This is a genomic window from Algibacter sp., from assembly GCF_029245835.1.
Lineage (GTDB): Bacteria > Bacteroidota > Bacteroidia > Flavobacteriales > Flavobacteriaceae > Algibacter_B.
Genome location: NZ_JAQWOO010000063.1, coordinates 1 through 13784 on the forward strand (window position 1 = coordinate 1; position 13784 = coordinate 13784).

At 31.9% G+C, this 13784-nt stretch carries 15 protein-coding genes; 14 read left to right on the forward strand and 1 reads right to left on the reverse strand.

What is annotated here, in order from left to right; genetic code table 11:
* The first annotated feature begins 168 nt into the window (after window positions 1-168).
* The 11 genes from P8K68_RS10240 (at window position 169) to P8K68_RS10290 (ending at window position 10794) form a co-directional block, all read left to right on the forward strand.
* Window positions 169-858 carry a S24 family peptidase gene (locus P8K68_RS10240; RefSeq protein ID WP_300250430.1) on the forward strand — a complete coding sequence of 230 codons (690 nt, stop codon included), beginning with the start codon at window positions 169-171 and terminating at the stop codon, window positions 856-858.
* 12 nt (window positions 859-870) lie between these two features.
* Window positions 871-1326 carry a hypothetical protein gene (locus P8K68_RS10245; protein ID WP_300250432.1) on the forward strand — a complete coding sequence of 152 codons (456 nt, stop codon included), beginning with the start codon at window positions 871-873 and terminating at the stop codon, window positions 1324-1326.
* Window positions 1320-1457 (forward strand): hypothetical protein, encoded by a 138-nt coding sequence (locus P8K68_RS10250; RefSeq protein ID WP_300250433.1) that lies wholly within the window; start codon window positions 1320-1322, stop codon window positions 1455-1457. Before P8K68_RS10245 ends, P8K68_RS10250 begins: the two co-directional genes overlap by 7 nt.
* Before the next feature lie 636 nt (window positions 1458-2093).
* On the forward strand, window positions 2094-3182 hold the full coding sequence (locus P8K68_RS10255) for an ATP-binding protein (protein ID WP_300250435.1): 1089 nt from the start codon (window positions 2094-2096) through the stop codon (window positions 3180-3182).
* A 1-nt stretch (window position 3183) separates the two neighbouring features.
* Complete coding sequence (locus P8K68_RS10260) at window positions 3184-5871, forward strand: S8 family peptidase (protein ID WP_300250437.1); 2688 nt, start codon at window positions 3184-3186, stop codon at window positions 5869-5871.
* Window positions 5872-6139: 268 nt separating this feature from the next.
* Entirely contained in the window at window positions 6140-6583 is a 444-nt protein-coding gene (locus P8K68_RS10265; protein WP_300250440.1) for a multiubiquitin domain-containing protein, read from the forward strand.
* Window positions 6584-6585: 2 nt separating this feature from the next.
* A complete protein-coding gene (locus P8K68_RS10270; RefSeq protein WP_300250442.1) occupies window positions 6586-6945 on the forward strand; it encodes a hypothetical protein in 360 nt (119 codons plus the stop codon).
* Window positions 6946-6959: 14 nt separating this feature from the next.
* Complete coding sequence (locus P8K68_RS10275) at window positions 6960-8432, forward strand: ThiF family adenylyltransferase (protein ID WP_300250444.1); 1473 nt, start codon at window positions 6960-6962, stop codon at window positions 8430-8432.
* A gap of 353 nt (window positions 8433-8785) precedes the next feature.
* Entirely contained in the window at window positions 8786-8914 is a 129-nt protein-coding gene (locus P8K68_RS10280) for a hypothetical protein (protein ID WP_300250446.1), read from the forward strand.
* Window positions 8915-9472: 558 nt separating this feature from the next.
* On the forward strand, window positions 9473-9880 hold the full coding sequence (locus P8K68_RS10285) for a hypothetical protein (RefSeq protein ID WP_300250449.1): 408 nt from the start codon (window positions 9473-9475) through the stop codon (window positions 9878-9880).
* A 77-nt stretch (window positions 9881-9957) separates the two neighbouring features.
* The gene (locus P8K68_RS10290; RefSeq protein WP_300250452.1) at window positions 9958-10794 is read left to right on the forward strand and encodes a DUF932 domain-containing protein; all 837 of its coding nucleotides are present in this window, start codon (window positions 9958-9960) and stop codon (window positions 10792-10794) included.
* A gap of 113 nt (window positions 10795-10907) precedes the next feature.
* On the opposite strand, the gene P8K68_RS10295 is transcribed toward P8K68_RS10290, so the two are convergent.
* A complete protein-coding gene (locus tag P8K68_RS10295) occupies window positions 10908-11429 on the reverse strand; it encodes a hypothetical protein (RefSeq protein ID WP_300250455.1) in 522 nt (173 codons plus the stop codon).
* Between the two features lie 858 nt (window positions 11430-12287).
* Between P8K68_RS10295 and ssb the strand changes: the two genes are divergently transcribed.
* The 3 genes from ssb (at window position 12288) to P8K68_RS10310 (ending at window position 13363) form a co-directional block, all read left to right on the forward strand.
* Window positions 12288-12626 carry a single-stranded DNA-binding protein gene (gene ssb / locus P8K68_RS10300; protein WP_300250458.1) on the forward strand — a complete coding sequence of 113 codons (339 nt, stop codon included), beginning with the start codon at window positions 12288-12290 and terminating at the stop codon, window positions 12624-12626.
* 73 nt (window positions 12627-12699) lie between these two features.
* Window positions 12700-13149 (forward strand): JAB domain-containing protein, encoded by a 450-nt coding sequence (locus P8K68_RS10305; RefSeq protein WP_300250460.1) that lies wholly within the window; start codon window positions 12700-12702, stop codon window positions 13147-13149.
* A gap of 16 nt (window positions 13150-13165) precedes the next feature.
* Window positions 13166-13363, forward strand: a complete 198-nt coding sequence (locus P8K68_RS10310) for a hypothetical protein (protein ID WP_300250462.1) — start codon at window positions 13166-13168, stop codon at window positions 13361-13363.
* Window positions 13364-13784: the final 421 nt, after the last annotated feature.

Genomic DNA, 13784 nt, shown 5'->3' on the forward strand with positions numbered 1-13784 from the left:
TACTTTGAATAGTTTCTACATATCTATGCCCTAAAAGTTTCTTTATCTCTGTTTTTTGCTCTTCAGTAATCATAGAAAAACCCTATTTTTTTATTAGTTTATTTGTTATACTTTAGTAATATTAATGTTAGACAAATATAGATAATAAATAAACTATTATCCAAATAAATGGTTAATAAAAAAACGTATATCAAAGAAAGAATTAAGCAAGTTGCTGAATATCAAAATATTAAATACAAAGAATTGTATGGTATTTTAGGTATGACAGATGGTGGTTTTAAAGGAGAACATTTAAAAAAACCTATAAAATCTGATGCAATTAGTTATTTAATAAACGCTTTTCCAGATATAAATTTACATTGGTTGATGACTGGAGAGGGAGAAATGTCATCTTCTAATCCTAATTTAGTTAATGAGCCTTCTGAAAAATGTATGACTTTAAAAAAAGAAGGTGTTCCTTATTATGATGTGGAATTTACCTCTGGGTTTACATTTTTAGAAAATTCGCAAACCACAAAGCCTTCATCATACATTGCACATCCATTTTTTGCAACGTCAGATTTTGTGGTAAGAAACTCTGGGCAATCTATGGCTAAAGTAATTAAACATGGAGATGCTATTGGGTTAAAGCATTTGCCTAATTGGCAGGAGTTTTTAGCATACGGAGAAATATATGCTATTGTATTAGCTGACGATAGGCGTTTAGTTAAGATTATTACAAAAGGAGAAGATACAGATAGTTTTACTTTAATAAGTAAACCTTCGGATAATAAAAAAGATGAATTCCCACCACAACAAATAAAGAAGTCTTTAATCAGAAATGTTTTTAGAGTTGAAGCTGCTTCTTGTTTGTTTTAAAAAAATAAAAAGATGAAAAAAAAGAATGTATTAATGTTGGTTTTACTTGGAATATCTCTAGCGAGTTTTTCTCAAAAATTATCATTAAATGAATCTACAAACTTTTATGAGTTTTCTAAAATTGTAAAAACTAATGATGGAAAAATAAAAGAAAAATTCATTAAAAGGTTTAAACAAATAAACTTAGAAGATATTGAGAGTTCTGAAAAATCAATAAAAGGAACAGGAGTTACAAGTCATTTAGCTTCTGGAATTCCGATAGCTATAATGTATTTGGTTAAAGTTGATTTTAAAGAGAAAAAATACAAACTGACTTTAACAAATTTCTTGTTAGAAGATCAAAGAGGTAAACATCCGTTAGAAGGAATGAGAAGTTACAAAAAGCGATGGATAAAAAAAATTAACAAAAAGCTTCCAGAGATTATATCAAACATTGAAAACTTAAACACAAAAGAAGAAGAATGGTAATTAAGTTCAAAATAACAAACGATAAAGATGGAAGATTATCAAAAGATATTGAAAAATTGATAAAAAAAGAGGATTCAAAAAAAATGGATAAGCCACAAACTCCTAATAATAAAGGAGAAAGTGGTTTTTAAACCGTCTCATATTCGGCTCAAATAACCTAAAAATAATAAAATTAGCCAATTGCAATTAATTGAAAAACAACGATGTAAGAAATAATAGGGTAGGATATAAAGTCCAGTTCCCGCTACTAGTAAACAAAGGGCTTCCAAGAAATTGGAAGCTTTTTTTATTATATCTAGTACAGAATAAGTACAGAATAAGGGGGTTTTCATTTTTTTTTTCAAATTGTTATTATTTGATATCTTTTATGAGTAAATTCTATGATTATTAGTGAATTTAGAGATAAACCATTTTACTTATTGATTACTAACAGAGCTCTGAAGTTAAATTTTAAACCTATTAACACCCAAACTCCTTTTCAATTCAATTCGTTTCTTTATGCTTTTGACTCTATTAAATTGAAAAAATTTATCTCAAGAGTTTCTTCAACTTAAGTTAATAGAACACTTTTTATGTGACGACGAAGTAGGGAAGCATAAAATGTGTGGAATCGTTTTAAATCCTTAATACACAACATAATAATCAATAATTATCACGATATTTTGTATAATTATCACGATTATACATATAAATATTACGTATTATTACAAATATATTACATTTTTCACTATCTTTGTAACATAAATCCAAAATAATATCACACATATATGTATACAGAGCTCATTAAAATAATTGAAGGTGGTCTTAATCACGATCCAAAGAAGGTTATTAGCTATTCTAAACACTTGGCTAAAAAGTTAAGAGAAGATGGAGCAGATAAACTTGCAGATAAGATTATGAAAACTATAGAAGGCTCAACAGGTATTCCTGTTTTTAAAGATCAATTATTTGATGCACCTGTAGATAATGATACAAGATTAAATATTGCTGATATTATTTTACCTCAAGATATTAAATTAGATATTTTACTTTCTGAAAGTATTCAAAACCCTGTGAATAATTTTATCTCTCTGGTTAATTCAAAAAATGAAATAGAAAGTAAAGGCCTGCAAATGAATTTATCATTATTGCTTTATGGTCCACCTGGATGTGGTAAAACTACGTTAGCTAAGCATATTGCTAAAGAATTAGATATTCCTATTGTAATAGCTAGATTTGATTCTTTAATATCATCACTTTTAGGTAATACCGCAAAGAATATCAGAAAATTGTTTGATTATGCAAAAAGTAAACCATGTATATTATTTCTTGATGAATTTGATGCAATTGCTAAGGCAAGAGACGATAATCATGAAACAGGTGAGTTAAAAAGGGTAATCAATAGTTTGCTTCAAAATATTGACGATTTTTTAGAAACAGGTATTCTAATTGCTGCTACAAATCACGAACAATTGTTAGATAGCGCCATTTGGAGAAGATTTGAAAAAGTAATCAACGTAAATAAACCAAGTTCAGACGAAATTAAGAACCTTATAGGGAGCTATTTTAATAAAGTAGACTCTAAACTAGATATTGAAGACAAGAAGTTTGATATGTTATCTTCTTATTTAAATGATTTCTCACACTCTGAAATAATTAAGATTATAAATAGTGCATTTTACAATTCAATCATTAAAAATAAAGAATTTGAATATGATGAAATTTTTTCTGAATACTTTAAATACAAACACAACAACAGGTTTACGCCAGAGGAAATGATACGTTTTTTAAATGAGAGTCATATACCTCAAAAACAAATAGCTAGTTACCTAGATATTTCAATAAGACAAGTAAGAAACGCATTAAATGTAGAGTAAGATGGCTAAGAAAAATTTACCAATAAAACTCTTTCAAAGGAGACAAAAAATAGACGATAGAAGAGTTGAAGGCATGAATAGTAATATTCCACCAAAATGGCAACTTGAAGGAGAAGAACTTATATCTAGAGCAAACAGTCTATTGGAGCCTTTAAGTGAATTGGATAGTTTTTTTAATACTCGTGATAATGCAAGGAGTTTCATTCCGGCAGCTTTGCGTGTGGATATTGATGATAATGCTATTGCAAAATCTCACAGAAAAGACATTCAGAAATTATTTAATGGTCAGTTTACCAAGAATAATATAATTGGTTTTATAAATTCCAATAGTGCTATTGTGAAAGTAGACAGTATTGTAGATAATAATGCGATAAGAAAAAATATCAAAAACTATAACCAAAATCCTAAAGCTATTTCTGCTGTTGAGGCTGTAAAAGTATTTGAACCGTTTATTGCAGATATTAAAGAAAATGAGACAGTTAAAATTTCACTAATAGATTTTCTAAACTACGAAATAAATAACGCAGTCAAGGTCTCATTTGAAAAATACTGTAAGCAAAAGAATTTAGATATTATAAAAACAAATTATTCGTCAGGCTTAATAATTTTTAAACTCAAAAATGCTACCAAAGCACAATTAGATAGTATAAGTGATTTTGAAGCCTTAGAATCTATAACGTTTATGCCCAAATATAGCGTTGGCATGGATTTATTGGCTACTACTGAGGCGCTTGATGTTAAAGAACCCATTAAGGATGAAGAATATCCTATTATTGGAGTTTTGGATTCTGGTATCGCTAAAAATAAATACCTAAAACCCTGGCTTCTTGATAGAAATTATTCATCATACCCAGAGGATTTAATAAATCCAACTCATGGCTCTTGTGTTTCAAGCATTATTATTTATGGTGATGAATTGGAAGGTCAAAATTGGACAGGTAATTCGGGGTGTAAACTTTTTGATGCAACAGTATTTCCTGATGATAAAAAAGAAAGTATAGATGAAGATGAGCTAATCTTAAACATTAGAACTGCAATAAAAAATAATTCTGATATTAAAATTTGGAACCTTTCCTTGGGTACAGGATCTGAATCGGATTTAAGTGATTTTTCCGATTTTGGTAAGGCTTTAGATGATATTCAAATATCAAATGAGGTAATTATTTGTAAGTCTACAGGAAATTGCAGAAACTTTGAGAATGGTTTTCCCAAGAGCAGAGTTGCTAGGTCAGGAGACTCAATGCGTTCAATTGTGGTAGGATCAATAACACATTCAAAAAATGAAAGTGATATTGCAGAAGTAAATCATCCATCACCTTTTACTAGAATTGGTCCAGGTCCTGCTAATAGTATCAAGCCAGATTTAGTCTCTTATGGAGGTAATGCTGGAATGAAAGGAGGAAGAAGAGTTGAAAATGGTGTAAAAGCTATTGCACCAGATGGCAGCACAGTAAAAATAATTGGAACTAGTTTTTCAACACCAAGAGTGACTTCACTGTTATCAGAACTGAACTTTAAAGTAAAAGAAAACTTTAATCCAACGTTATTAAAGGCATTAGCTATTCATTCAGCTAAATATCCATTAGGAGTTAATTTCTCCATAAGCGACAAAGTAAATCAAATGGGTTTTGGAGTTGCTTCTTCTGCGGATGATATTATCTATAATGACCCACACGAAATTACTTTAATATTACAGGAGAACATTAACAAAGGAGAATTTATAGAAATTCTTGACTTCCCCTTTCCTGAGAGTTTAATCGATGAGAATGGTTTCTTTTATGGTGAAGTTAAAATAACATTAGTAGCACAGCCTGTTTTAAGGGAGAAACAAGGAGCTGAATACTGCCAATCAAATCTCAAATTACAGTTTGGTACATATGATGACATAAAGAATAGAGATACTACGAAATCCAATATTCTAAATCCAATAGGGCCGGAAGATCCAAAAAATGTAATACTAGATTCGAACTACGGTAGCTCTTATAAGAAGGATACCTCCAGCGATTATGCGAGAGAACGAATGCTGTTAAATTACGGTAAGAAATATCAGCCCGTTAAAAAATACTCAATAAACCTCGATGAAATGACTGCTGCTAGACAAAGAGATAGTTTAGCAAAAGGAAGAAAATGGTATACTATAATAAAAGGGGAGTATAGAGAATTTGCGGAAACAAGATCAAAAGAAGATGGTGAAGTTTTAAATCAAGATTTTACAATGATAGTGACAATAAGAGATACAAAAGGACAACAACAGGTTTATAATGAAGTTTCTAGGTTATTGGCAGATAGAAACTTTCTGCACTCTAATATAAAAATAAGGGAAGAAGTGCGAATAGAGGTTGATGCTACAATAGATACAAAAGCAGTTAAAAATGAGCTACAACTTTGGGAAATTGAAGCAATTAAAAGAGCTGAATTACTAATGAATAGAGCCCAACCTGATTTAGAAGATAATATCTTGGTTTTCGAATATGATTTCGATAATCAAATTGAAGGATTCACAGCAAACAATCTAGACACACTAACTAGATATTTGGAAGATCAAGTTGCGAAAGAAGCAATTAATTATATGCCATTAGATGAAGAAACTAGAAAAATGGAAATGAATAAATTGGATAGTAATAAATTAATACAATCTGGCATCAATAACAATATTGATAAACTATTAGTGCTGGGTTGGGTAAGATAATTATATATGTTTAATTCTAAAAATAGAAGCTGATAATAAGAAAAAAAATCCAATTTATTGCGACAACAATAAATTGGATTATAGTAATAGGAATAAAAGTTTCGACAACTCTAGTATTAAGGCTTATCACCTTAACAATTCCTTTGTTTTGTTATACAATAGTAGTATTTTTTTGTAATCTACACAAGTATAATGACCAATATCTTGTCTGAATAGTATACTCAAACTGTTTTAAAAAAGAGAGGTGATCCATAAAAAAAAAGAAAAAATGGACAAATTTATATTTAAAGTTAATAGACAAAAATTTGAATCTGTTAACGCAATTATTACAGGTAAAGAAGTTTTAGGAATAGCTAGTTTATTACCTGTAGAAGATTACGAGTTATTAATTAAGGTAAATGAAAAAGGTTTCGAACCAGTTCAATTAGATGAAAAAATTGATTTAAAAGGTGCTGGGATTGAAGGCTTTTTTGCCAAACCTTATAAGAAACTACTAATTTATGTTGATGATGAGCCTGTAGAAGTTGATGAATGTTTCATGACACCAAATGAAATATTAACTGCTGCAGGGAAAAATGCTAATGGGTTTTATTTAAAACAAATTAGTGGACATAAAGAAGTTAGTTACAAAAATGATCGAGAACATAAAGTAGCCATTAAGAATGGTCTTAAATTTAGTTCTTGCAAACTTGAACCTACAACTGTTTCATAGTTATGGGAAATCAAGAGTTGATGAGTCAGTTGCAAAACAAAGGGCTCGAAACTTGGATGCACACAAATAACTTTGTGTGCTTCAAGTTTATTGTACCATTAGGAAGGTTTAAAGGACAAGAAATTGAAGTAGCTTTACAAGGTAACCAATTTCCAATGATACCGCCTTCAGGTCCACATATAAAACCACATTTACTTCCTATTACAGGAGGTGGAGGCACACACCCTTTTGGTGGAATACACGACAGAAAAGTACCTACGCCAGAATATCAGTATTGGAGTAGACCATTTAGAGGTTGGACTTCTGGTATGACTGCGGACGATTATTTAGCATTCTTAAGAACATTATTGGATTTCGAATGAAGTACAGCATAACAATGACAGAAAATGTCAATAGTATATTTTTTGAACACCTCATAAGAGAGGATGGTCAAGAAGATTTATGCTTTGCTTTTTATAAATTATCTTCAGGAAGATCAAGAAAAACAGGAGTGATTAATGAGTTTATTTTACCAGAAGTTGGCGACAGAAATGTACATGGAAACGTAAGTTTTAATTCAGTTTATTTTGATAAAGTGACTTCTTATGCGTTAGCTAATAATTTAGGAATCTGTTTTATACATAGCCATCCTTATCCAGGATGGCAAGGAATGAGTTTTGACGACATTGAAGCAGAGAAAATGTTAGCACCAAGAGTTAAGGCTGTTACAGGATTACCTTTAATTGGAATGACACTTGGAACAGATAACTATTGGAGCGCGCGCATTTGGATTAAAGAAGCTCCAAATACTTATGAGCGTTATTGGTGTGAATCTGTAAGGGTAGTAGGAAAGTCTCTAAAAACATATTTCTGTGATGATATTATTCCAAAATCTAATTTCGGAGAAGAGTTTAAACGTACAATTTCATCTTGGGGAGATTTAAAACAGCATGAAATTTCTAGGTTAAAAATTGGAATAGTAGGTTTAGGTAGTGTTGGTTCAATAGTTGCTGAAGCTATTTTAAGGACCGGTATTAAGAATTTAACGCTAATTGATTTTGATTTAGTTGAATTGAAAAATCTAGATAGATTATTAGCAATAAATAGAGTTGATATTGGAAAATATAAAGTAGATGTTCAAAAAGATCGTCTTTTAAACACTGAACTCATTTCGGATTTAAGTATTAATGCTGTGCCTTATAGTATTACCGAAAAAGAAGGACAAGAAGCTGCTCTTGATTGTGATGTATTATTTTCTTGTGTTGATATGCCTTTACCAAGATATGTTTTAGATTGCTTGTCATTTGCAAATTTAATTCCAGTAATTGATGGTGGAATTGATACAAATCCAATGGAAGATTTATCAAATATAGATCAAGCAAGATGGAAGGCTCACACAATAGGGCCTGAAAGAATCTGTATGCAATGTTTAGGGCAATATAAACCTGAAGATGCTGCGTTGGAAATGTCTGGAGAGTTGGATAATCCTAACTATATTAAAGGCTTACCAAAGAATCATTTTATTAATAGAGGTGAAAATGTTTTTGGTTTTAGTTTGAGTTTGGCAGGAATGGAAATACAACAATTCTTATCCTTGATTTTGAAACCTAGAGGAATTTATTATGGTCCAAAAGAAATGGATTTTAATACAGGAAATATAGATTTCGAATTTGACAATGAATGCAGGAATGATTGTGCAATTTCTCAAGGTTTACTTGGTAGTGCAGATGAAATAAATAAATCTCTGATAATAAATCATTTAGCAGCTGAGAATAGCAGAATTAAACATGAAAATTCGTTAATAAATATAAAGAACAAAGGATTTTATGCTTTTTTAAAAGAATCTATAAATTCCTTGTTTAGTTTTTAATTTTCTTGGCCTCATATAATTTTGGTTAAAACAATAGGAGAAGTGAGCGTCCATATTTTAGGCTATTCAGATGCAATTATCCTGTGGATGATTGTATTTAAATTAAAAGTCTATTTCAAATCGTATTTGGCTAAAAATGTAAACAGGACATTCTCTTAACCCTCAATAGTCTAAAATATAGCGAATGAGCCGTTAATTGTTTTCAAAATTATATGCAGCCTTGAATTTTTGTTTCTTTTGTTTCAAGACAAAAGATAATGAAACTCAAGAAAGAAGATAAATTGAAACATAAATGTTATTTATTTATAGCAAAAAGTAATTGTATATTAAAGTATTAATTAAAAACAAGAATTATGGCACTTAAACCAGGACCAAAAAGAATTGCTAAATCAACTGGGAAACCAGATAGACGTGTGCGAGATAACAAAGACACACCAGGAAACACACCATCACTAAAGCCACCTAAACGCAAAAAAAAGTAAGCTAAAGGATATACATAATACTACATTACAGCTATCAAATAGACTTCTTTCATAGAATACCAATGATAACATTTGTCCTATAATTGTTCTTATGTTGAGTGTATGTATAACAAGAATTAATCTGTTTTTAAATTGAATATTTCTTTGTATTCAGCCCATTCCCACTACATGCCGTAAAAACGTCATTTCGGGAAAAGCGCTTCATTAAAAAGGTCTTGAACCTGACACTAAAATTTAATATTTCCATTCGTTAATCCATTCCGCTTTGGCTGGAATGGACACGGCATTACAATCCCAAATTTTAGCATAAAGTTCGCTTGAATCGGATTCCAGTAGAAAACTATTGCTAACCTCATGTTACCTGATTCAAATTAAGAATATAATATATTCATACAATATTCCCGAAATATAAACGGCGCAAAATATTTCTCGGAAAAGGGACGGCATAAAGCCATTTCTCAATCCACCGCAAATTTATTCCGTTTCCTTTCCACTCCAAAATTTTGTCTTCCGTTTGGTGATTGCTCAAATATTGTTTAATCTAAAAATTATTTAATTATGGAAACAAAAACAAAGCAAAACGGAAGTGCAACAAACCAAAATGTCACCGTTAAAAAAGACATTCAAAAAAAGTTAACTGAAGAAGCCATGGGTAAAACCACAGCTAAAGAAAAAACAGTTTCAGATGAAAAACCAGCAATCAACTTAGATGAACGCATCCAAAAATTCGAAAAGTTGAGAGGTTTAGCTACCCAACGAGAACGGCTGAACGAAACCTTAAATGAACTAACCAAGTTCAATTACAATCAGGATGATTCCGCTTCCTTTTACATCAGGGATTCCCGTAATCTAGAATTTAGAACCACCAACACGAATCTAATCAAGTTGGTAACGACCCATTTACAGTCCACATTGGAACAGCGTAAATCAGAAATTGAACAGGAAATTGTTCAATTTGAGCTTTAATTGCATTTTGAATCCTTTCAAAACAAAAGCCTGCTCGAAAGAGTGGGCTTTACTTTTTTAACCTAAATTTTATAATTATGTATTTAAGTAAATTACAACAAGATGATGTGTTTGTACCATCAGAAATGGTCGCATTAAAAAGCCTGACACAAATGGATTCCAGAAGGGGCCTGGAACAAGCTATTATCTCCAATGGTAAAATTGTGAATATTGTATCCAAGAGCTACGGGCACATACCCAATGAACTTTTTTTCAAAATAGCAGAGCAAATGCTCATCGATGCTAAATTGAATTATCACAAACGAAGCATCAACAGAATGGACCGTTCTTTTATCATAGACTTTATCATAGAAGACACCAATCAATTTTCGGTCAAGAATACGGAAGACCTCATTTTACCAATGCTACGTTTTAAAAACTCCTATGATGGCAGTGAAAAAACATCGGGACACTTTGGGTTTTATCGCAAGGTATGTTCCAATGGTTTGCATGTATCCCAAGAGACATTGGAATTTTCAATTCGGCATACCAAACACAATACCGATTTAATGATGCCTCGATTGAATCATTTATTTGATAAATTTCTAGATAACGAATTTTACAGCATCGTACAGAAATTCGATGCCATGAAGAGCATTGATATCATAGATACTAAAGCCTTTGTAAAGCACATTCTTGAAAAAACTAAACTGTTTAGATACGAATGTAGCGATACCAACGATGATCCTTCCAAGAAATCCAGAGAGGTCATTGAAATCTTAAACCATGAAGCGGTATTACTGAACGAAAACCCAAATCTATGGTTAGGCTATAATGCCTTTAATTCTTTACTACATGGCACATTGAAAAAGACCTTTTCCCAGCAAGAAAAATTTGATAAAGTATTGTTCAATGAAATTTATGCCATGGTTTAAATACCGTTTTTAAAAAGTTTGCTCCAGTGCCTTTCTAAACTGGAGCTTAACAGGTATGCATCGACCTTGATTTTAAGAAAAAATTAAGCAACCAGATAGACAACGTTGAAAAATCAATCTTTCTTCAGCTCTTCACTAAAGCACTTGTTTATGTTGGCCAGGTCTGATTCTTTGATTTCAATTTGCTCTCTTTTCAATAAGTATAATTGGTCCATCAATTCGTGGACATACAAAATCTGTGGCTTGGCAACTTGCACACCTTTCATCTGGTTTGCCAATGCCACTTTTTCCCGAATGGTATAGGCAATATAGTAGCGGTTATGCTGTTCATGGATTTTTAATCCGTGAACCTTTGATGTAAAAACATGCATGTAATGAACGTTTAAACGCTTGACCTCAAAATGAAACACTTTAGTGAGCCATTTGGGATTTAGGGGTATCGGGTAGTATATTCTATCAACACCATTGCCTTTTTCAAATGCCACGATAGCTTTCAAAACCTTTAGATTGACAATTTCAAAAGCTTTTTCTTGAATATTAAAAACGAGTTGGCCTAATTTTATCTTATTGGATAAAATAGTATAGGTGCTGTTTGGTTCTGTATAATGGTCTATAACGTAATGGCTTGTAATCATGGTTTTGTTGCTTTTTTAAAGGTAGAAATCTAGGTTTTAAATTTTTTGACCTAAATATACCGATATATCTTATGTTTCCAGATAAAAGCCACGTTTTAATAGTCTTAAATAAGATTATCATGTGTATTGTGAATTATATGAAAACAAATCTTCAGCACATTCCCCTACATGCCGTGAAAAACGCCATTTCGGGAAAAGCGCTTCATTGAAAAAATCTTGGACATAACTTCAAAGATTCCAATTTCCATTCCACTTGACCACCCATTCCCGGGAGAAGTCGGGAAGTGGGCAAACTCCATTACAATGCTCCATCTTTAAAGTCAAGTCCGCTCAATAGAACACTGATCAAGCTATTGGTTCTTTTAATCGGAAAGCCAAACCCTGAATTTTCTTAACCGAATCATCGGCAAAGCCTTCTTTGAGCTTTGCTCGACAATTCTTAAAAATTCAGGGTTTGTCTCAGTCATTTTAAGGGGTTTATAATAGATGACGCCTTTTGTTGTTTTTCGGGGCATCGAAAAACAGGCAGTGCATAAACACTTCTAATTGGAACCCATTTACTTTTCTCGCTTAACTACCGGTACGCTCTAACGCAAACAGGTTCCAAAGAATTGCTAATGCCCTTATGGAACTTGTCAAGACCATGCAAATTTTGAAAAAAAATAAGGTTTCTACTGCCTTGAAAATCCAAGGATTTTGCTACGTCGCAGACACTCCTAATTTGTTTTCCAAAAGTCTTGACAAAACCCACTTCATCTATTGTGCTGAGCACGAAAGAAATCGAACAAAACACCCCTTAAAATTTAATTCAGTTTAAACCAATACAGGGGAATTATTAACCTTTAAATTTTTTAAATCATGAGTACATTAAGAAACAAAGTACAGTTAATTGGACACGTTGGACAAGAGCCAACAGTTACAGACCTAGAAAACGGCAAAAAAGTAGTCCGTTTATCCTTAGCCACCAACGAACAATACAAAAATGGTCATGGCGAAAAACAGACCGATACCAATTGGCACAATCTGGTGGCATGGGGCAAGACCGCAGACATCATTGAAAAGTACGTGACCAAAGGCAAGGAAATCGCCATTGAAGGGAAGTTGACCTCACGAAGTTATGAGGACAAGGACGGTGTAAAACGCTATGTAACCGAAGTGGTAGTAAGTGAAATACTTCTGTTAGGAAACGCAGAATAAACAAAAAGAAAGAGGGTGTTACTTTCGACAGACACACCCTCTTTTTCATTATTAACTTCTAAAGAAAAGAACAATGAAAACCAAAGTTAACGAAATAAAAATAAGTTACCGAGAAAAATTAAGCACTTCTAATGGGTTATCCATTAAAAGTTCAGAGGATGCGGCTAAATTGATTTTTGACGGGTGGAATCAAGATACTATTGGTTTCCAAGAATCCTTTAAGGTATTGTTGTTAAACAATGCCAATAAGATTAAAGGCATTTATCAAGTATCGACAGGTAGCATTACAGGAACATTAGTAGATATGCGGATTTTATTTGCAGTCATAATCAAGACCCTTTCAGTAGGGATTATTTTATGCCATAACCACCCGAGCGGTAAACTAAAACCGAGTGAGGTGGATAAACAATTGACGAGCAAAATACAGCAAGCAGCCAAATTGTTTGATGTAAATGTTTTAGACCATCTCATTATTATTCCAGACGGTAACTATTACAGTTTTGCCGATAACGGGTTGCTATAATTAAAAATAAATTATCATGGTCTATTTAAATTATAACAACCTCGATGCAGAAACCCAAAATCGTTTGCTACATGATTCAAAAAATGATGTAGAGCAACGATTTGGAAACGACCTAAAATCTTATGCCAAAAAACAGCATTTGGATTATAACACTTTATTGGAAGAAGAAGCCATAAAGAATTTATACAGCTACCAATATGTGTTCAACATTTGAATACTAAACAAAAAGTAACCTAGACCTTTGGATGTTTTAAAATATATCCAAAGGTTTTATTAAAATAGTCACACTTATTTTTAAAATCTGACTTTCAAAACCAAACATTTATTAAAAACCATATTTTTTAATATCAAAAGCACTTGTTTGAAACCAATCCACGTTTGAATTTCACACCTTAATCCCATAACTTTAAAATAGCAGAAATGCCCAGAAAAAGCAACTGACTTTTTAGTCAGGTGTATGAAAATTTTGTCCCGCGAGCGGGACGAAATCGAATAGCAAGAGGGTAACCCGCGTTGCGAGGTTACATATTTGCTTTAATCAGTAATCAACTTAAAATCAGTTGATTAAAAAGTTTTAAAAAAATACGGATATGGATTTTGATGGGGTTTTTAGAGTAAAAATGCGTTCAGCCCAA